This window comes from Streptomyces sp. RKAG290, from assembly GCF_023701695.1.
Lineage (GTDB): Bacteria > Actinomycetota > Actinomycetes > Streptomycetales > Streptomycetaceae > Streptomyces.
This window is the reverse complement of the sequence record NZ_JAJOZC010000001.1, coordinates 509882-529739: the sequence shown is the minus strand read 5'-3', so window position 1 is coordinate 529739 and position 19858 is coordinate 509882. Positions and strand designations below refer to the sequence as shown.

Annotated in this window: 15 protein-coding genes and 1 pseudogene; 14 read left to right on the top strand and 2 right to left on the bottom strand. The window is 71.2% G+C overall.

Annotated features, from left to right (window positions below; all coding sequences use genetic code 11):
- The first annotated feature begins 15 nt into the window (after positions 1-15).
- The 4 genes from LNW71_RS02350 to LNW71_RS02335 all read left to right on the top strand — a co-directional run bounded on the left by LNW71_RS02350 (position 16) and on the right by LNW71_RS02335 (position 3866).
- The gene (locus tag LNW71_RS02350) at positions 16-1083 is read left to right on the top strand and encodes a FecCD family ABC transporter permease (protein ID WP_374119323.1); all 1068 of its coding nucleotides are present in this window, start codon (positions 16-18) and stop codon (positions 1081-1083) included.
- Positions 1080-2201 carry an iron chelate uptake ABC transporter family permease subunit gene (locus LNW71_RS02345; RefSeq protein ID WP_250966685.1) on the top strand — a complete coding sequence of 374 codons (1122 nt, stop codon included), beginning with the start codon at positions 1080-1082 and terminating at the stop codon, positions 2199-2201. Before LNW71_RS02350 ends, LNW71_RS02345 begins: the two co-directional genes overlap by 4 nt.
- Positions 2198-3202: an ABC transporter ATP-binding protein gene (locus tag LNW71_RS02340; protein WP_250966684.1), complete on the top strand. Its 1005-nt coding sequence runs from the start codon at positions 2198-2200 to the stop codon at positions 3200-3202. The genes LNW71_RS02345 and LNW71_RS02340 overlap by 4 nt, the downstream gene beginning before the upstream one ends.
- A gap of 106 nt (positions 3203-3308) precedes the next feature.
- Positions 3309-3866, top strand: coding sequence for a GNAT family N-acetyltransferase (locus LNW71_RS02335; protein ID WP_285802022.1), 558 nt, complete (start codon positions 3309-3311; stop codon positions 3864-3866).
- A 46-nt stretch (positions 3867-3912) separates the two neighbouring features.
- Here the strand turns inward: LNW71_RS02335 and argB are convergent, their stop codons facing one another.
- Together argB and LNW71_RS02325 are read right to left on the bottom strand one after the other, a co-directional pair.
- The gene (argB, locus tag LNW71_RS02330) at positions 3913-4776 is read right to left on the bottom strand and encodes an acetylglutamate kinase (protein ID WP_285802316.1); all 864 of its coding nucleotides are present in this window, start codon (positions 4774-4776) and stop codon (positions 3913-3915) included.
- A gap of 162 nt (positions 4777-4938) precedes the next feature.
- On the bottom strand, positions 4939-5646 hold the full coding sequence (locus LNW71_RS02325; protein WP_250966682.1) for a DUF2470 domain-containing protein: 708 nt from the start codon (positions 5644-5646) through the stop codon (positions 4939-4941).
- Positions 5647-6078: 432 nt separating this feature from the next.
- Between LNW71_RS02325 and LNW71_RS02320 the strand changes: the two genes are divergently transcribed.
- From LNW71_RS02320 to LNW71_RS02275, 10 genes and pseudogenes are all read left to right on the top strand, one after another.
- On the top strand, positions 6079-7350 hold the full coding sequence (locus LNW71_RS02320) for a glycoside hydrolase family 16 protein (RefSeq protein WP_250966681.1): 1272 nt from the start codon (positions 6079-6081) through the stop codon (positions 7348-7350).
- Entirely contained in the window at positions 7350-8750 is a 1401-nt protein-coding gene (locus LNW71_RS02315; RefSeq protein ID WP_250966680.1) for a chitinase, read from the top strand. Before LNW71_RS02320 ends, LNW71_RS02315 begins: the two co-directional genes overlap by 1 nt.
- Positions 8751-8892: 142 nt before the next feature.
- Entirely contained in the window at positions 8893-11043 is a 2151-nt protein-coding gene (locus LNW71_RS02310) for an RICIN domain-containing protein (protein WP_250971869.1), read from the top strand.
- Between the two features lie 92 nt (positions 11044-11135).
- A pseudogene (locus tag LNW71_RS02305) lies at positions 11136-12002 on the top strand (ThuA domain-containing protein); the annotation flags it as partial.
- Between the two features lie 235 nt (positions 12003-12237).
- Positions 12238-13821 (top strand): ABC transporter substrate-binding protein, encoded by a 1584-nt coding sequence (locus LNW71_RS02300; protein ID WP_250966679.1) that lies wholly within the window; start codon positions 12238-12240, stop codon positions 13819-13821.
- Complete coding sequence (locus LNW71_RS02295) at positions 13818-14771, top strand: ABC transporter permease (RefSeq protein ID WP_250966678.1); 954 nt, start codon at positions 13818-13820, stop codon at positions 14769-14771. The genes LNW71_RS02300 and LNW71_RS02295 overlap by 4 nt, the downstream gene beginning before the upstream one ends.
- Positions 14768-15655 carry an ABC transporter permease gene (locus tag LNW71_RS02290; RefSeq protein ID WP_250966677.1) on the top strand — a complete coding sequence of 296 codons (888 nt, stop codon included), beginning with the start codon at positions 14768-14770 and terminating at the stop codon, positions 15653-15655. Before LNW71_RS02295 ends, LNW71_RS02290 begins: the two co-directional genes overlap by 4 nt.
- Entirely contained in the window at positions 15652-16776 is a 1125-nt protein-coding gene (locus tag LNW71_RS02285; protein WP_250966676.1) for an ABC transporter ATP-binding protein, read from the top strand. Before LNW71_RS02290 ends, LNW71_RS02285 begins: the two co-directional genes overlap by 4 nt.
- Positions 16777-16841: 65 nt before the next feature.
- Entirely contained in the window at positions 16842-17816 is a 975-nt protein-coding gene (locus tag LNW71_RS02280) for an oligopeptide/dipeptide ABC transporter ATP-binding protein (protein ID WP_308294555.1), read from the top strand.
- 104 nt (positions 17817-17920) lie between these two features.
- Positions 17921-19786, top strand: a complete 1866-nt coding sequence (locus LNW71_RS02275) for a gamma-glutamyltransferase (protein ID WP_250966674.1) — start codon at positions 17921-17923, stop codon at positions 19784-19786.
- The last annotated feature ends 72 nt before the right edge of the window (positions 19787-19858 follow it).

The window sequence follows — 19858 nt, the reverse complement described above, 5'->3', positions numbered from 1 at the left end:
CAGGGGGAATTGTCGTTGTCGGTCGAAACCCGGACAACACCCGACGAAAAAGTCATCGCACCCGTCGTCGGGCGGACGGGCCGGACCGCCAACACCCTGCGGAGCCTCGGGCTGCTCGCGACGCTGGGCGCCCTGGTCCTGGTCGGACTGCTCAGCGTGTGGGTGGGCACCCGGGGCATCCCGTTCAGCGCCACCTGGAGCGTCCTCTGGCACCCCGACGGGTCCGAGACCTCGATCATCATCCATGACTACCGCATCCCCAGGACGCTCCTCGGGCTGCTCGTGGGCATGGCGCTCGGCCTGTCCGGCGCCCTCATGCAGGCCCTCACCCGCAACCCGCTCGCCGACCCGGGGCTGCTCGGCATCAGCCTGGGCGCCTCCGCCGGCGTCGTCGTGGCCATCGCCTTCCTCGGTGTGGGCTCCGTCCTCGGCTATGTGTGGTTCGCCTTCCTCGGCGCGGCCGTCGCCTCGGTCGCCGTCTACCTCCTGGGCTCATCGGGCCGCACCCTGGCCACGCCCGACCGGCTGGTGGTGGCCGGCGCGGCGATGACCGCGGTGCTGTACGCCTTCAACTCGGCGGTGCTGCTGCTCAATCCGCGCGCCTTCGACCAGTACCGCTTCTGGACGGTGGGATCGCTGTCCGGCCGGTACTACGACGTCATCTACGTCATCCTCCCGTTCATCGCCGTGGGCCTGCTGATCGCCCTCGGTCTCGCCCCCTCGCTCAACGCCCTGGCGATGGGCGACCAGATCGGCCGCGCCCTCGGTCTGAACGTCGGACGCACCCGGGCGCTGGGCGCCGTCGCCGTCATGCTGCTGTGCGGCGCCGCCACCGCGGCGGCCGGACCGATCGGCTTCGTCGGACTCGCGGTACCCCACGTCGCCCGCTTCGTCGTCGGCCCCGACCAGCGGTGGGTGCTGACGTACTCGATGCTCCTCGCCCCGGTCCTGCTGATCGGCTCGGACGTCCTCGGACGGGTGCTCGGCGCACCCGGCGAGATCCAGGTCGGGATCATCACCGCGTTCCTCGGGGCGCCGCTGTTCATCGCCCTGTGCCGCCGTCGAAAGCTGGTCATGCTGTGAGTGCCGTACGGGAGAAGGGCCCCTCCTCCGCCAGGAGGTCCCCGGACGGAGCCGGCGCGGCTGCCCGGGGGCCGCGGATCATCAGCGGGCTGGTCCTGCGCACCGGGACGGGCGGACTGTCCGTACGGGTCCAGGGGCGGGTCCTCGCGGTGACGGCCGCGATGGCCGTCCTCCTCGTCGCGGTCGCGCTCGTCACCCTCACCACCGGCGACTTCGAACTCTCCGTCGGCGAGGTACTGCGGGCCCTGGCCGGCCGCGGCTCCGGCGGCGCCGACTTCATCGTCAACACCCTCCGCATGCCACGCCTGTTGACCGCGATGTGCGTCGGGGCGGCCCTCGCGGTCAGCGGGGCCATCCTGCAGAGCCTCACCGGCAATTCCCTGGGCAGCCCGGACATCATCGGCTTCACCAACGGATCGGCCGTCGGGGCCCTCCTGGTCATCATCGTGCTGCACGGCAGCATGACCCAGATCGCGCTGGGCGCGCTGGCCGGCGGCCTCGCCACCGCCGGCGCCATGTACCTCCTCATGCTGGGCAGAGGGCTGCAGGGCTTCCGGTTCGTGGTCGTCGGCATCGGGGTCAGTGCGCTGCTGCTCTCCGTCAACTCGTACCTGATCACCCGGGCGACCTGGCAGGAGGCGCTGGAGGCGCAGGCGTGGCTGATCGGCAGCCTCACCAACCGCGGCTGGCAGCAGGCGAACGCCATCGGCGTCGCCGTCCTCGTCCTGCTCCCGCCCGCCTTCTTCCTCGCCCGCCGGCTCGCCATGATGGAGATGGGCGACGTCACGGCCATGGCGCTCGGGGTCGACGTGGCGCGCACCCGGGCCCTGCTGCTCGTCATCAGCGTCGCGCTCGCCGCGTTCGCCACGGCGGTCACCGGACCCATCTGGTTCATCGCACTGGCGGCGCCGCAGCTCGCCCGGCGGCTGACCCGCGCGTCGGGCCCCGCGCTGATCCCCGCCGCGCTCATGGGCGCCCTGCTGCTGGCGGCGAGCGACCTGGTGGCGCAGCGTGTCTTCTCGCCCGCGCTGCTCCCGGTGGGCACCGCGACCGGCACCATCGGCGGGCTGTACCTCATCTGGCTGCTGATCACCGAGTCGCGAAAGAGCCGCGCATGAGCCGAAGGACGCCGCGCACGAGCCGTAAGCCGGCGAAGACCGACCCGACCGCGAACGCCACGACGACCGAAGGGACCCACGTGAACGGGACACAGCCAACGGGCCCGCGCCTGCGTGCCGAGGACCTGACACTGTCCTACGAGCAGCGCACCGTGGTCAGCTCGCTCGGCGTCGAGATCCCCGACCACTCCTTCACCGTGATCATCGGGCCGAACGCCTGCGGGAAGTCCACCCTCCTCAAGGCGCTCGCGCGGATGCTCAAACCCCGGTCCGGACAGGTCTACCTCGACGGTGCGGGCATCGCCACGTACCGCTCGCGCGAGGTCGCCCGCCGGCTGGGGCTGCTCCCGCAGTCCTCGAACGCGCCGGGCGGCATCACCGTCGGGGACCTGGTGGCCCGGGGCCGCTATCCGCACCAGGGGATGCTGAAGCAGTGGTCCGCCGATGACGAGGCGGCCGTCCTGGAGGCGATGCGGCAGACCGGCGTGCTGGAACTCGCCGACCGCCCCGTCGACGACCTCTCCGGCGGGCAGCGCCAGCGGGTCTGGCTCTCCATGGTGCTGGCGCAGCAGACCTCCATCCTGCTCCTCGACGAGCCCACCACCTTCCTCGACATCGCCCACCAGGTCGAGGTGCTCGACCTCTGCGCCGACCTGCACGCCCGCAAGGGGCACACGGTCGTGGCGGTGCTGCACGACCTCAACCAGGCGTGCCGCTACGCCACCCACCTCATCGTGATGCGCCCCGGCGGCACGATCGCGGCCGAGGGTGACCCGACCACCGTCATGACCGCCGAACTGGTCGAGGACGTCTTCGGGCTGCCCTGCCGGATCATCGACGACCCGGAGACCGGCACGCCCCTGATGGTGCCGGTCGCGCCGCAGCGGTACGTGCCCCAGGGCCTCGCGGTCCGCGACAGCGCCGCCCCTGCTGCCGGTTCCCCCGTGCCGGGGGCCGGTCAGGACGTGTTCGGCGAACCGACACCGGTCGAGGCGCGCTGACTTGGTCAAACTGCCTAGGTAAGGCTAACCTAACTTCCATGGTTCACCGGGGTGTGCGGCGATCCGGCCGCCCTTCGCGCACGGTGGAACCCGAGGAAGGAACGCCTTGATCACGGCCACGCCGCGCCCCGTCGCGCCGACGCACACCCCTGACGCAGCCCGACCCGCCGCATTCCGCGTGCGTCCGGCGCGAGCCGGGGACGCCGCCGCGCTCCTCCGGCTCTCGGAGCCGTTCGTCCGGTCGGGCGCCCTGCGCGAACGGCCCGTCCACGTCTACGCCGCGCGGGCAGCCGACTTCCTGGTCGCCGAGACGCCGGACGGCACCTTGCAGGGCTGCCTCGGGCTGCGTGTCCACGCCGGCCCGGAACACCTTGACCCGCAGCGCCCCGCGCCGGAACACGGTGGTGCGGCGGCGGGGGTCCTCTACAACTTCTGCGTCTCCAGGCAGCGTCAGGGCAGTGGCCTGGGCGCACGGCTGCTGGGTGCGGCGCTCGCCGCGGCGCGGGCGCAGTCGCTGGGGGCCCTGTTCACCGCGACCACCGGCAGTGGGCGCCTCTTCCTCCGTCATGGCTTCGTGCCGGCCCGCCCGGGTCTGGCCCCCCGCGCCTGGGTGTGCACGCTGGACCCCCGGCGCGGCGCACGCGTTCTCGCCCGCGCACTGTGAACGCCCGCGACGCGCCCCGGCTGCCGGGGCATGTCGCGACGCTCCGTCAGGCGTCCGGGACGACGGTGGTTCCCGGGCTCTTTGCGTCGAGGACGCCGTGCAGGACGGCATGGGGTACCCGGCCGTCCAGGACCTGAGCCCGGCCCACGCCGGCGCGCACCGCCCGCAGGCAGCCCTCCATCTTCGGGAGCATCCCGCTCGCGAGCCCGGGAAGCAGGGCGTCCAACTCCGCCGCAGTCAGGCGCTCGATGACCTCGGTACTGTGCGGCCAGTCCGCGTACAGCCCCTCGACATCGGTGAGCATCACCAGCCGCTCGGCCCCGAGGGCGACCGCCAGGGCGGAGGCCGCGAGATCGGCGTTGACGTTGTAGACCTGCCCCTCCGTGCCGCGGGCGAGCGGGGACACGACCGGGATCCGGCCCAGTTCGAGCAGGGAGCGGACGGTGTCCGGGGCCACGTTCACGATGTCGCCGACCAGTCCGATGTCCACCGGAAGTCCGTTCACCCGGCCCGCGCGGCGCACGGCGGTCATGGTGTGGGCGTCCTCGCCCGACAGGCCCACGGCGAAGGGGCCATGGGCGTTGATGGCGCCGACGAGTTCGCGCTGCACCCGCCCGGTCAGCACCATCCGGACCACGTCCAGTGTCTCCGCCGTGGTCACCCGCAGGCCGGCCTCGAAACGGACCTCCAGGCCCAGACGGTCGAGCATCGCGCTGATCTGCGGGCCGCCTCCGTGCACCACCACCGGGAACAGGCCGGCGTGCCACAGCTCGACGACATCGTGTGCGAAGGTCTCCTGAAGGGAGTCGTCCACCATGGCGTTGCCGCCGAACTTGATGACGACGACCCGGCCCCGCAGCTCCTTCGACGGGGCCGCGATCGGGTGACTCCCCGTCCTTGCCCCCCTCATGAGCCGTGCGCGCTGTTCATGGACGCCGGCGGCGGCCGTCGCGACCCGTACGGTCATGTTCTTCCGTCTCTCCTCAAGTGGGGTCCCTGATGATCCGGTGATCCGGCCCGCGGCACGAGGAATTACCTCTACTTAGCGAAGCCTAACCTAATACCTCTGGTGTCAGGAGGGGGAGGGGTGGTGCGCGCAGCCGCGGGGCGCGAGGAGGAGCCGCCGGATCTGCTCACCGGCGTCGGTGGCATCGCGGGCGAGGGCCGGGAAGAGCAACTGGAGGTCGCAGTGGCCGGTTTCGTACTCGCAGCGCAGGGTGATGCCGTGGCGGTCCAGGGCGAGGGGGAGCGAGCGGATCATGCCGCGCGGCAGCCGGGAGCCCGCGAGGCCGAGCAGTTCGTTCATCAACTCCTGGTGGGAATCGGTGAGATGGGTCAGCATGGCGGCCTCGTCGAGGGCGATCGGGTCGGGCTGGGCGAGGGCCATCTCGCCCAGCCCGACGCGCGTCGCACCCGCCGGTGTCCGCAGGGCCACCCGTACCGTGTCGAGCCGCAGCGCACCGTCGCCCGTCGGCGCCAGCCCGCCGGAGACCGTCACCCTGGCCCGGACCCGGTCGCGCAGCGGTGTGGGGGCGATGTCGGTGAACTCCAGCAGGGCGGCGATACCGCCCGGCCGGGCGTCGAGTGCCTGTTGCGCCAAGGGGCTGTCGGGTCCGGGGTGCAGGGTGATCCTGCCCCTTTCGCTGACGGAGTGCAGACCGATCAGGTCGTAGTCCTGCCCGGCCGTGGTGAGGGAGAGCGAGGTGGCGCGGGACAGGACGGTGCGGACCTGCTCCGCGGCGGTCGGGCCGGTCGGGGTGGTGTCGGCGTCGGTGCTCAAGGGGACTCCCTGCGAAGCGGATGCGATTTAGGTAAGGCTAACCTTACTTTTACTCCTGTGCCTCGCGTGCGTCGGGACCAGGTGTGCTGTCTTTGACTCTTGTCCGCGTGGCGCCTGTCGCGCGAACGGCGGCCCCGGCGGCCGGGGTTGCGTAGCCCCACGCGGGGCGCGGGTGGGAGTGCGTCCCTGCACTGGTATGGACCAGGGTCTTGACAGTGCATTGGTTCACTTCTTAAATCACGTAGTGAATTAAGTACCTTGCACGCCGCACCCCCACCGCACGTGCCCGCCCCCACCTGCACCTCGTCCCGCTCCGCACATGGCACCCCGCCCCGGTCGGCGCAGCTTCGGCATGCCCCAACGCGCCCTGCGTCTGTCATGACATATGCATGACAGATTCTCCTTCCTCCTCATGAACCGGAAGGGAGAGTCATGGACTCCCCACGTTTGCCGCGGCGCCTGCTGCGTTCCGTACTCTCGGTCGTGACCCTCGCACTGGTCACGACCGCTCTCGCGGGAGGCGGCGCCCCCGCACCGCAACCCGCCCTGTCGAGCGCGGCGGCCTCGGCCACCATGACGTTCGACGAAGAGTTCGACGGTGCTGCCGGATCGGCGGTCAACGGCGCCAAGTGGCAGACCGAGACCGGCGACAACGTCAACAACCACGAGCGGCAGTACTACACCTCCGGGAACAAGAACGCCGCGCTGGACGGCCAGGGACACCTGGTCATCACCGCGCGCAAGGAGAACCCGGGCAACTACCAGTGCTGGTACGGCACCTGCCAGTACACCTCGGCCCGCCTCAACACCTCCGGCAAGTTCACCCAGACCTACGGCCACGTCGAGGCCAGGATGAAGATCCCGCGCGGCCAGGGCATGTGGCCCGCCTTCTGGATGCTCGGCGACGACATCGGACAGGTCGGCTGGCCCAACTCCGGCGAGATCGACATCATGGAGAACGTCGGCTTCGAACCCTCCACCGTCCACGGCACCCTGCACGGACCCGGCTACTCCGGCTCCGCGGGCATCGGCGCCGGCTACACCCTCCCCGGCGGCCAGGCCTTCGCCGACGACTTCCACACCTTCGCCATCGACTGGGCGCCCAATTCCGTCACCTGGTCCGTCGACGGCAACGTCTACCAGCGCCGCACCCCCGCCGACACCGGCGGCAACACCTGGGCCTTCAACAAGCCCTTCTTCCTCATCCTCAACCTCGCCGTCGGCGGCTACTGGCCCGGCGACCCCGACGGCAACACCACCTTCCCCCAGCAACTCGTCGTCGACCACGTACGCGTCACCACCGGCGACAGCCCACCGCCCACCGGCGGCACCATCACCGGCCTGGCCGGCAAGTGCGTCGACGTGGCCGCGGCGAACAGCGCCAACGGCACGCCCGTCCAGCTGTACGACTGCAACGGTTCGACCGCCCAGAAGTGGAGTGTCGGCGCAGACGGCACGATCAGGGCGCTGGGCAAGTGCCTTGACGTCGCGTCAGGCGGTACGGCCGACGGCACGGTCGTCCAGTTGTGGGACTGCAACGGTTCGGCGGCCCAGCGCTGGGCGGTGAGCGGCGCCCGCGACATCGTCAACCCGCAGGCGAACAAGTGCCTGGACGTCACCGGGAACAGCTCGGCCAACGGAGCCCGGCTGCAGATCTGGACCTGCTCCGGAGCCGCCAACCAGAAGTGGACGGTGAACAGCTGATGCGCCGGTACCTGACAGGCGGCCACATCCACGCAGTGCGCGGCGCCCTGGGCGTCGTGGCCACCGCGGCCCTCATCGCCGGGCTGACCGGTACGCCCGCCGCGGGCGCGGCCGCGGCCACCGGACGGATCACCGGGGTCGGCGGCAAGTGCGTCGACGTCGCCGCGGGGGGCACCGCCAACGGCACTCCCGTCCAGCTCTACGACTGCAACGGCAGTACCGCCCAGCAGTGGAGCCTGGGCAGCGACGGAACGGTCAAGGCGCTGGGCAAGTGTCTTGACGTCGCCTCGGCGGGCACCGCCAACGGGTCCGTCGTCCAGCTGTGGGACTGCAACGGCTCGGCGGCCCAGCGGTGGTCGGTCAGTGCCGCACGCGACATCGTCAACCCGCAGGCGGACAAGTGCCTGGACGCCACCGGGAACAGCTCGGCCAACGGCACCCGGCTCCAGATATGGACCTGCACCGGGGCCGCCAACCAGAAGTGGACCGCGCCCGCGGTCGACGGCGGCGGGGGAGACCCGGCACCCGCCGGGGCCATGGCGGTCGCACCGTACCTCTACAACGGCTGGGGCAGCCCGCCCAGCCCGACCACCGTCATGAACGCCACCGGGGTCAAGTGGTTCACGCTCGCCTTCGTCCTGAGCAACGGCTACTGCAACCCGCAGTGGGACGGCGGCAGGCCGCTGACCGGCGGTGTCGACCAGCAGACGATCAACACCGTCCGGGGCGCCGGCGGCGACGTCATCCCGTCCTTCGGCGGCTGGAGCGGCAACAAGCTGGAGAGCTCCTGCTCCAGTGCGGGTGAGCTGGCCGCCGCGTACCAGAAGGTGATCAACGCCTACGGCCTCAAGGCGATCGACATCGACATCGAGGCCGACGCGTACGCCAGCGCCACGGTGCAGCAGCGCACGGTCGACGCGCTCAAGACGGTGAAGGCGGCCAACCCCGGCATCAAGGTGTACGTCACCTTCGGCACCGGACAGAGCGGACCCGACGACAGCATGATCCGCAAGGCGTCCGCCTCGGGCCTGACCGTGGACAGCTGGACGATCATGCCGTTCGACTTCGGCGGGGCGGGCCAGAACATGGGCAACCTCACCGTCGGCGCGGCCGAAGGGCTGAAGAACACGGTCAAGAGTGCCTACGGATACACGGACGACCAGGCGTACCGGCACACCGGCATCTCCTCGATGAACGGCATCACCGACGACAACGAGACCGTCACGGTCGCCGACTTCCGCACCATCCTCGGGTACGCCCAGCAGCGCCACCTGGCGCGGCTGACCTTCTGGTCGGTCAACCGCGACCGGCCGTGCTCAGGAGGCGGCGCCGACACCTGCTCGGGCGTCTCCCAGCAGCCCTGGGACTTCACCAAGGTGTTCGCCCAGTACGCCGGCTGAGTCCGCCCACGTCCCCACCGAGCCGTCCACCCGCACAGGAGAATCCGTGCTCAGACCCGTACGACAACCCATCGAGGGCCGGTCCGGCTCCTCGCCGACCCGCCGCCGGCGGGCGCTGACCGCGGTGTTCGCGGCCGGCGCCCTGGCCGGGTCGGTCCTGGCCGCCACCCCCGCCCCGGCCGCCGCGCGCCCCGCCGAGGCCGCCGCCGCGCTGCCGGCCGGCTGGGCCACCGTCGTCAACAGCGGCAGCGGCAAGTGCCTGGACGCGCGCTCCGCCGCGACCGTCAACGGCACCGCCGTCCAGCAGTACACGTGCAACAGCTCCACCGCCCAGCAGTGGAGCCTGACCGCGACCAGCGGCGGCTACGTACGCATCAACAACCGCAACGACGCCAACCAGGTCGCGGACGTCAGCGACGTGTCCACCGCGGACGGCGCCGCCGTGCACCTGTGGGCGTACGGCGGCGGCACCAACCAGCAGTGGCAGCCCGTCGACGAGGGCGGCGGCGCCTACCACTTCGTCAACCGCAACAGCGGCAAGTGCCTGGACGTGCCCGCCGCCTCCACGGCCGACAGCGTCCAGCTCGTCCAGTACACCTGCAACAACTCCGCCGCCCAGCGCTTCCAGGTCACCCCGGTGACTACCGCGCCGGGCGACGTCGACCTCGGCCCCAACGTCGCGGTCTTCGACCCTTCGATGCCCTCGGCCACCATCCAGAGCCGGCTCGACTCGATCTTCCGGCAGCAGGAGACCAACCAGTTCGGCAGCCAGCGGTACGCGGTGATGTTCAAGCCGGGCACGTACAGCAACGACGTCAACGTGGGGTTCTACACCCAGGTCCTCGGACTCGGGCAGTCACCCGACTCGGTGACGATCAACGGCGCCGTCCATGCCGAGGCGGACTGGTTCCCGCCGCAGAACGCCACCCAGAACTTCTGGCGCGGCGCCGAGAACCTCTCGGTGAACCCGGCCGGCGGCACCGACCGCTGGGCCGTGTCCCAGGCGGCCCCGTACCGGCGGATGCATGTGCGGGGCAATCTGGCCCTGGACGACGGCGGCTGGGCGAGCGGCGGCTTCATGGCCGACACCAAGATCGACGGACAGGTCAGGTCCGGTACGCAGCAGCAGTGGATCACCCGGAACTCGACCCTCGGCAGCTGGACCGGATCCAACTGGAACATGGTCTTCGTCGGCAGCCAGGGAGTGCCGGCCACCAGCTTCCCCAACCCGCCCTACACCACGGTGAACCAGGCCCCCGTGGTCCGTGAGAAGCCGTTCCTGTACGTGGACGGCAACGGCGCCTACCAGGTGTTCGTGCCGTCCGTCCGCAGCAACGCCTCGGGCACCACCTGGGCGGGCGGCAACGCCCCCGGCACCTCGATCGGCATGGACAAGTTCTTCGTCGTGAAGGCGGGAGCCACGGCCGCTCAGATCAACGCCGCGCTCGCCGAGGGGAAGAACCTGCTGGTGACCCCGGGCGTCTACCACCTCGACCAGACCCTGAAGGTGACCAGGCCCGACACCGTCGTCCTCGGCCTCGGCCTTGCCACGTTCGTGCCCGACAACGGCGTCACCGCCATGTCGGTGGCGGACGTCGACGGGGTCAAGGTCGCGGGCATCCTCTTCGACGCAGGTACGACGAACTCCTCGACCCTGATGGAGGTCGGCCCGGCAGGCTCCTCGGCCTCGCACGCGGCGGACCCGACCTCGCTGCACGACGTCTTCTTCCGGGTCGGCGGCGCCGCCGTGGGACGGGCCACCACGAGCCTGGTGGTCAACAGCGACCACGTCATCGGCGACCACATGTGGATCTGGCGCGGCGACCACGGCAGCGGCATCGGCTGGAACAGCAACCGGGCCGACACCGGGCTCGTCGTCAACGGCGACGACGTGACGATGTACGGGCTGTTCGTCGAGCACTACCAGAAGCACCAGACGATCTGGAACGGCAACGGCGGGCGCACGTACTTCTACCAGAACGAGATGCCGTACGACGTGCCCGACCAGGCGTCCTGGATGAACGGGTCCACCCAGGGCTACGCCGCCTACAAGGTCGCGGACTCGGTCACCAGCCATCAGGCGTACGGCCTGGGCAGCTACTGCTTCTTCAGCTCGAACCCGGCCGTGACCGCCGAGCACGCCTTCGAGGTACCGGACAACCCGAACGTGCGGTTCCAGAGCATGGTGACGGTCTCACTCGGCGGCACCGGGACGATCCGGCACGTCATCAACGGACGGGGAGGACCCTCCAACTCCGCGTCGAACGTGGCGAACCTCGTCAGCCAGCCCTGAACAGCGCGACGTCCCCAGGACACACCGGGCCGGATCCGACCCCCGTCGGATCCGGCCCGGCCCCCCACTCCGTTCGGAAAGGACGCTCTCGGATGAACACCATCAGCGCCGGAGCCGGAGCCCGAGGAGGACTCGGCCGGCTGTGCCGGTGGCTGCTCCTGCTGCCGGCGTTACTGCTGGGGCTCACCACGGGCCCCGCGCTTGCCGCGCCGCACGCCCCGCAGGCACCCGACTTCAAGGTGATCGCCTTCTACAACGGCACCTGGGACGCGGCCCACATCAGCTTCGTCCAGGAAGCCAACCGCTGGTTCCCCGACACCGCGGCCGCCAACAACTTCTCCTACACCTCCACCGACGACTGGGAGCGGCTGAGCAGCATCACCCCGGACCAGTACCAGGTGGTGCTGTTCCTCGACGACGCCCCGCAGACCGCCTCCCAGCGCACCGGATTCGAGAGGTACATGCGCTCCGGCGGCGCCTGGATGGGTTTCCACGTCTCCGCGTTCACCACCGAGGCCCAGGACTGGCCCTGGTACTACGACCAGTTCCTCGGCAGCGGCAACTTCAGGTCGAACACCTGGGGGCCGACCACGGCGGTGCTGCGCACCGAGGACCGGACACACCCCTCGACCACCGGGCTGCCCGCCACCTTCACCTCGTCGGTCAGCGAGTGGTACGCGTGGGAGAACGACCTCCGCGACAACCCGGACATCAAGGTCCTGGCCTCCGTGGACCCGGTGAGCTTCCCGCTGGGCACGGATCCGGACCAGTCCTGGTACAGCGGCGACTACCCGGTCCTGTGGACCAACACTAGCTACCGGATGCTGTACGCGAACTTCGGTCACAACGCGATGGACTACGACTCGGGGACCACCCTGTCCTCGACGTTCGACAGCGACACGCAGAACCGCTTCGTGGTGGACGGGCTGAAGTGGCTGGGCGGCGTCGGGGCGAACCCGGCGACGGACCGGCCGCACTGAGTCCCCGTCCCGTCACACAGCGCTGATATCGGCGGGTGCGGACAGGTGTCTTCACACCTTCTGCACCCGCCGTTATCCGATCGTCAGTAAAAATCGTCCGCTATGTGGGCACCCCTCTTGCCTTGCGGACTGTATGCGAAATACGGTCTGCGATATTCCTTGATCACCCCCTGGCGGGAGGTAGGCCCTCGTGCGCCGAAAAGCGGTTGCCCTGGTGGCGGTTGTACTGGTGTCCCTCACCTCGGGCTGCGCGTCGTTGCAGTCCTCGGCGACCGAGGTCGGCGGTGTACGCAAGACCGACGACCGGTCCGTACGCGACGGCGGGACACTCACCGTCGCTCTCAACTCCGACCCGGACAAACTCGACCCGACGCTCGCCCAGACCCTCGTGGGCCGCACGGTCTTCGCGGGCATGTGCGAGAAGCTCTACGACATCGACGAGGACGGTGTCGTCGTGCCGCAGCTCGCTGCCGCACTGCCCGAAACCTCGGCCGACGGCCGCACCGTCACCCTGAAGGTGCGGCACGGCCTGAAGTTCAGCGACGGCACCCGGCTCGGCGCCGCAGCCGTCGTCACCTCACTGCTGCGCCACCGCGATCTCCCCGGATCCGCCCGCGGCACCGAACTCGCCCCGGTCACCACCGTCGAGGCCACCGGCCCGTACACGGTCCGGATGAGGCTCAAGCAGCCCTACGTACCGCTCACCGGCGTCCTCGCCGACCGGGCCGGGATGGTGATGTCACCGACCGCGCTCAAGAAGTACGGGAAGAACTTCACCAACCACCCCTCCTGCGTCGGCCCGTTCCGCTTCGTCGAGCGCGTCGGCGGCGACCGGATCGTGCTGAAGAAGGACCCGAACTACTACGACGCGGACAAGGTCCACCTCGACGGGGTCGTCTACAAACCCATACCCGACGGAAACGTCCGGCTCGCCAACCTGCGCTCCGGCGACCTCCAGATCGGCGACCAGATGGGCCCCATCGACGTACAGAGCGCCCTCACCGAGCCGAAGCTGCAGCTCTTCAACTCGCCCTCGCTCGGCTACCAGGGCATCGGCCTGAACGTCGGCAACGTGAAGGGCCTCGGGCAGAAGCCCGGAAAGCTCGACACTCCGATCGCCCGGGACGTCCGGGTCCGCGAGGCGTTCGAGCTCGCCATCGACCGCGACACCCTCAACAAGGTCGTCTTCCAGGGCATGTACGAACCGGCCTGCGGCCCGATCTCCCCGCAGTCCGCCATCGCCCCCGGCATCAAACCCCAGGACTGCCCGAAGCGTGATGTCGCCAAGGCGAGGAGACTGCTGAAGGAGGCCGGGGTGAAGACCCCGCTGAAGATCGAGCTGAAGACCTCGACCACCCCCGAACAGGGCCGGGTCGGGCAGGTCCTCCAGGCCATGGTGAAGGAGGCCGGATTCGACCTCTCGCTGCGGCCGACCGAGTACGCCACCATGCTCTCCGAGACCGACGCCGGCAACTACGACGTCTTCACCAGCGGCTGGTCGGGCCGGCTGGACCCGGACGGCAACGTCGCCAACTTCCTGAAGACCGCCGGGGCCATGAACGCCTACGGACTCGGCGACCCGAAGATCGACAAGCTCATCGCCGAGGGCAGCACGGTCTCCGACCCGGCCCGGCGCACCGAGATCTACGACGAGCTCACCCGGCGCGTGCAGGACGCCCACACGATGATCTACCTCTACCGGCAGAAGAACTACGTCGTCGCCTCCAAGGACGTCGCGGGCATCCGCGTCTACGGCGACGGACTGGTCCGGGTCACGACTGCGGGGTACACCCGATGACGAAATACCTGCTGACGCGCCTGCGCCAGTCCCTCATCACGCTCTTCCTGGTCTCGATCGTGGTCTTCGCCGGTATCCGGGCGCTGCCCGGCGACCCGGCGCTCGCCCTGGCCGGTGAGGAGCGCAGCCCCGAGGCGCTCGCCGCGATCCGGGAGGCGTACGGCCTGAACGACAGCATCGTCGTCCAGTACGGGCGGTTCATCGGGCACGCCCTCACGGGCGACCTCGGCACCTCCTCCAGGACCGGGCTCCCGGTCGCCGACGCGATCGGTCAGGCCCTCCCCGTCACCCTGGAACTGGCCGCGCTGTCCCTGCTGCTGGCCGTGGTCCTGGGCATCGGCGCCGGCGTCGTCGCCGCCGTGCGGCGCGGGAAGCCCGAGGAGTGGCTCGCCAACGGCATCGCGCTCATCGGGCTCTCCATCCCGACCTTCTGGCTCGGCATCGTGCTGGTCCTCGGATTCGCCATCGCCATCCCGGTGTTCGCCGCCTCCGGATACGTGCCCTTCGGCACCGACCCGGTGGACAACCTGCGCCGCATGGTGCTGCCCGCCATCGTGCTCGGCTCCGGGCTGGCCGCCGTCGTGATGCGCCAGACCCGGGCCGCGATGCTCGACTCGCTCTCCGCCGACTACGTGCGCACCGCCCGTGCCAAGGGCCTGTCCAAGCGGTCCGTCGTCGGCGGGCACGCACTGCGCACCTCCCTCGTCACGGTGGTGACCGTGCTGGGGCTCCAGCTCGGCCACCTGATCTCCGGCGCGGTCGTCACCGAGCAGATCTTCGTGCTGCCCGGCTTCGGCAAGCTCACCATCGACGCCGTCTTCACCCGCGACTACGCGACCCTGCAGGCCGTGGTGCTCTGCACCTCCGCCGCGTACATCCTCATCAATCTGCTGGTCGACGTGGTCTATTCGGTCATCGACCCGCGCATCCGGCTCGGAGGTGCCCGGTGACCACAGCGACCCCAGCGCTCACTGCCCCGCAGGCCGCGAAGCGGCGGCCCGGCGGCGGCAGGCTGCGCGCCCTGCGCAGGAACCGGCTCGCCCTCATCGGCGGCATCATCGCCGCCGTCTTCATCCTGGTCGCACTCCTCGCCCCGCTGATCGCCCCGTACGATCCCGCCACGCCAAACTTCGGGAACGTGCTCGCCGCGCCCGGCGGATCGCACTGGCTCGGCACCGACGACCTCGGACGCGACCAGCTCTCCCGGATCGTGTACGGGGCGCGCGCCTCCATGCAGGTCGGTCTCGTCGCCGTCGTGCTGGCCTTCGTGATCGGGGTCCCGCTGGGACTGGCGGGCGGCTACTACGGGAAGTTCGCCGACGGCGCCATCTCCCGGCTCACCGACACCATGCTGGCGTTCCCGTTCCTGGTGCTCGCCGTGGGGCTGGCGGCGATCCTCGGCCCCTCGCTGACCAACGCCACCATCGCCATCGGTATCTCGCAGATCCCCGCGGTCATCCGCATCACCCGGGCCGAGACCCTGCGCCTCAAGCACGTCGACTACGTCGGGGCGGCCATCGCCAACGGCGGCGGCGACGGGACCGTGCTCTTCCGGCACATCCTGCCCAACGCCACCTCCGCGCTGATCGTCCAGGCGACCGTCGGCATCCCCGCCGCGATCATCGGCGAGGCGCTGCTCAGCTTCCTCGGCCTCGGCGTCCAGCCGCCCGACCCCTCCCTCGGCGTGATGCTCTCCGGCGCCCAGTCCTTCCTGGCACCCGCGCCCTGGCTCGCCGTCTTCCCCGGCCTCGCGATCGTCGCGGCGACCCTGGCCTTCAACCTGCTCGGCGACGGACTGCGGGACGTCCTCGACCCCCGTGGAGGGACCCGATGACCGAGACCGTTCTCGAATCCGTACGGGAGCCGGTGCGCGAGCCCGTCCTGAGCGTCCGCGACCTGTCGGTGTCCTTCCGCTCCGACACCCGCACCGTGCACGCCGTCGACGGTGTCTCCTACGACCTCCATCCCGGCGAGGTGCTCGCCGTGGTGGGGGAGTCGGGGTGCGGCAAGTCCGTCACCTCGATGGCCGTGATGGGGCTGCTCCCGCCCACCGCGCGGATCGGCGGCTCCATCAGGCTCGGCGGCCGGGAACTGGTCGGCGCGCACGAGAAGGAACTCCAGAAGGTCCGCGGCAAGGACATCGCGATGATCTTCCAGGAGCCGATGACCTCACTGAACCCGGTGCTCACCATCGGCCGGCAGATCGGCGAGGTGCTCCGCAGGCACCAGGGCCTGAGCAGGAAGGAGGCCAGGGAACGGTCCGTGGACCTCCTCGACCTGGTCGGCATCCCCGCCCCGCGCAGCCGCATCGCCGAGTACCCGCACCAGCTCTCCGGCGGCATGCGCCAGCGCGTGATGATCGCCATCGCCGTCGCCTGCGACCCGTCCGTCCTCATCGCCGACGAGCCGACCACCGCACTCGACGTGACCGTGCAGGCCGGAATCCTCGAAGTCCTCCAGGCGCTGCGCGAACGGCTCGGCACCGCCATCGTCCTGGTCACCCACGACCTCGGCGTCGTCGCCGACGCGGCCGACCGGGTACTGGTCATGTACGCCGGACGCTCCGTCGAACAGGCCCCCGTCCACGACCTGTTCGCCACCGCCCGGCACCCGTACACCCGCGGTCTGCTCGGCGCCGTCCTGCGGCCCGGCGGCGAGGGCAAGCGGCGGCTGCCGGAGATCCCCGGCCTGGTGCCGAGCCTCGACAGCCAGCCCGACGCCTGCACCTTCGCGCCGCGGTGCAGCCGCGCCGACGACACCTGTACGGGCGCCAGGCCCGGCTTCAGGTCCGTCGACCCGCGGACGGGAGCGGACGCCGTCCACCGCGCGGCGTGCTGGCACCCGTACGCGGCGGACGAGGCGTCCGACGTCCTCACCGCGAAACCCGCCGCCCCCACCCCGGACCCGGCTCCCGTCGCCGGGCCCGCCCGAACCGACCAGGAGGCCGGAAAGTGACCGCAGCGCAGACCGTCCCCGCCCCGCGCGACAGCGCCGGGGGCACCGCGGACCAGCAGCAGCCCGTGCTGCGGATCGACTCGCTGGAACGGCACTTCGCCGCATCGGGCGGCGGCACCGTCCGTGCCGTCGACGGCGTCTCGATCACCATCGGCCACGGCGAGGTCGTCGGCCTGGTCGGCGAGTCCGGCAGCGGCAAGTCGACCGTCGGCCGCTGCGCCGTCCGCCTCGACGAACCCACCGGCGGCACCGTCCACATCAACGGCACCGACATCACCCACCTCTCCCGCCGCGCTCTGCGCCCACTGCGCAAGGACTTCCACCTGGTGTTCCAGGACCCGTCGTCCTCGCTCGACCCGCGCATGACGATCGGCCAGATCATCGCCGAACCCGTCAAGCTGCACCGCCGGGCCCGCGGCCCCGCCGTACGCGAGCGCGTCGAGCAGCTCCTCGCCCAGGTCGGGCTGCGCCCCGAGCACGCCGACCGGCACCCGCACGAACTCTCCGGCGGCCAGCGCCAGCGGATCTCCATCGCCCGCGCGCTGTCCTGCGACCCCGATCTCGTCGTCGCCGACGAACCGACCTCGGCCCTCGACGTCTCCGTGCAGGCCTCCGTGCTCAACCTGCTCGCCGACCTCCAGCGCGACCGCGGCTTCGGCTGCCTGTTCATCACCCACGACCTGGCCGCCGTCGAGTTCCTCGCCGACCGGATCGCCGTGATGTACCTCGGACAGATCGTCGAACAGGCTCCCACCGCCGAGCTGTTCGCCGCTCCCAAAAACCCGTACACCCAGGCGCTGCTCTCCGCCGCGCCGGTACCCGACCCGGCTCTGCAGCGCTCCCGCGAGCGCATCGTGCTGCACGGCGAGCTGCCCAGCCCGCTGGACCCGCCGTCCGGCTGCCGCTTCCACACCCGCTGCCCGCTCGTCACCGAGCGGTGCCGCACCGAGGTGCCGGCCCTGCGCGAGCTGCCCGGCGGCCGGCAGGTCTCCTGCCACCTCGTCGGCGACGACGGCACCGCCCCGGACGCGGCCGCCTGACCTCCCGTGCGGGAGACCGGGCCCCTCGCACGGGCCCGCCTCCCGTACGTACGATCCGCAAACGCACCACTGAACTCAGCACGTCGCAGCAAGGAGCCGCACCCGTGTTCACCACCAGGCCCACCCTCCAGGGCACCTTCGGCATGGTGTCCTCCACCCACTGGCTCGCCTCGCAGTCCGCGATGGCGGTCCTGGAGGACGGCGGCAACGCCTACGACGCCGCCGTCGCCGCCGGATTCGTCCTGCACGTCGTCGAGCCGCACCTCAACGGCCCGGCCGGCGAGGTGCCGATGATCCTCGCGCCCAAGGACGGCGAGGTTCAGGTGCTGTGCGGTCAGGGCCCCGCCCCGGCCGGTGCGACCGTCGCCCACTACCGCTCCCTCGGCCTCGACCTGGTCCCCGGCACCGGACCGCTCGCCGCCGCCGTACCGGGCGCCTTCGACGCCTGGATGCTGCTGCTGCGCGACCACGGGACCAAGACCGTCGCCGAAGTGCTGCGGTACGCGATCGGCTACGCCGAGGACGGACACGCGCCCGTCGACCGCGTCGGCCAGACCGTCGAGACCGTCCGCGAGCTCTTCGAGAACGAGTGGCCGTCCTCCGCCGACGTCTACCTGCCGGGCGGCAACTCGCCGAAGCCCGGCGAGCTGTTCCGCAACCCGGCACTCGCCGCGACCTGGCGCCGTCTGATCGCCGAGGCCGAGCAGGCCGGCGGCGACGACCGCACCGCGCAGATCGAGGCCGCCCGCGCCGTCTGGCGCGAGGGCTTCATCGCCGAGGCCCTGGTCCGCCAGGCCGCCGTCCCCACCATGGACACCAGCGGCGCACGCCACCCGGGCACCCTCACCGCCGCCGACCTGGCCGGCTGGTCCGCGTCCTACGAGGCCCCCGCCACCTACGACTGGAACGGCTGGACGCTCGCCAAGGCCGGCGGCTGGAGCCAGGGCCCCGCCTTCCTCCAGCAGCTCGCCCTGCTCCCCGCCGAGCTGCCGCGCTACGGCTCCGCCGAGTACGTCCACCTGCTCATCGAGGGCTGCAAACTCGCCATGGCCGACCGCGAGGCCTGGTACGGCGACGCCGCCGAGGTCCCGCTCGGCACGCTGCTCTCCGAGCCGTACAACGCCGCCCGCCGCGCCCTCGTCACCGCCCAGGCCTCGCACGAGCTGCGGCCGGGCAGCCCCGACGGCCGCACCCCCGTCCTCAGCGAGCACGCCCACGCCGTCGCCTCGGGGGAGTCCGGCTTCGACGCCATGGGCATACCTGCGGCCGGCGCCGGAGAGCCCACGGTCTCGAAGGAAGGCGCGGGAGAGCCGACGGCCACCGCGGACCGCGCGGGCGAGCCGACCGTCGCCGGGAACGGCGCCACCCGCGGCGACACCTGCCACGTGGACGTCGTCGACCGCTGGGGGAACATGGTCTCCGCCACGCCCAGCGGCGGCTGGCTCCAGTCCAACCCGGTCGTGCCCGAGCTCGGCTTCCCGCTCGGCACCCGCCTGCAGATGGCCTGGCTGGAGACGGGCCTGCCCAACTCCCTCACGCCCGGCCGGCGCCCCCGCACCACCCTCACCCCGTCGCTCGCCCTGCGCGACGGCGTCCCGGTCATGGCGTTCGGCACGCCCGGCGGCGACCAGCAGGACCAGTGGCAGCTGCACTTCTTCCTCGCCGTCGCCCTGCGCGCCGAGGTCCGCGGCGGCCTCGACCTCCAAGGCGCCATCGATGCCCCGAACTGGCACAACGACAGCTTCCCCGGCTCCTTCTTCCCGCGCGGGATGCGCCCCGGCAGCGTCACCGTCGAGGAGGGCATGGACCCCGAGGTCGTCGCCGAGCTGCGCCGCCGCGGCCACGACGTCACGGTCGGCGACCCGTGGTCGGAGGGCCGGATGTGCGCGGTGGCCCGCGACCCGGAGACCGGCGTGCTCTCCGCGGCCGCGAACCCGCGGGGCATGCAGGGGTACGCGGTCGGACGCTGACGGGCAACCCCTCCTGGCCAGGACGGGGCTGTCGGCCGGGCGGACGCCGGGCGGCCACCTCCCCGTCATGAC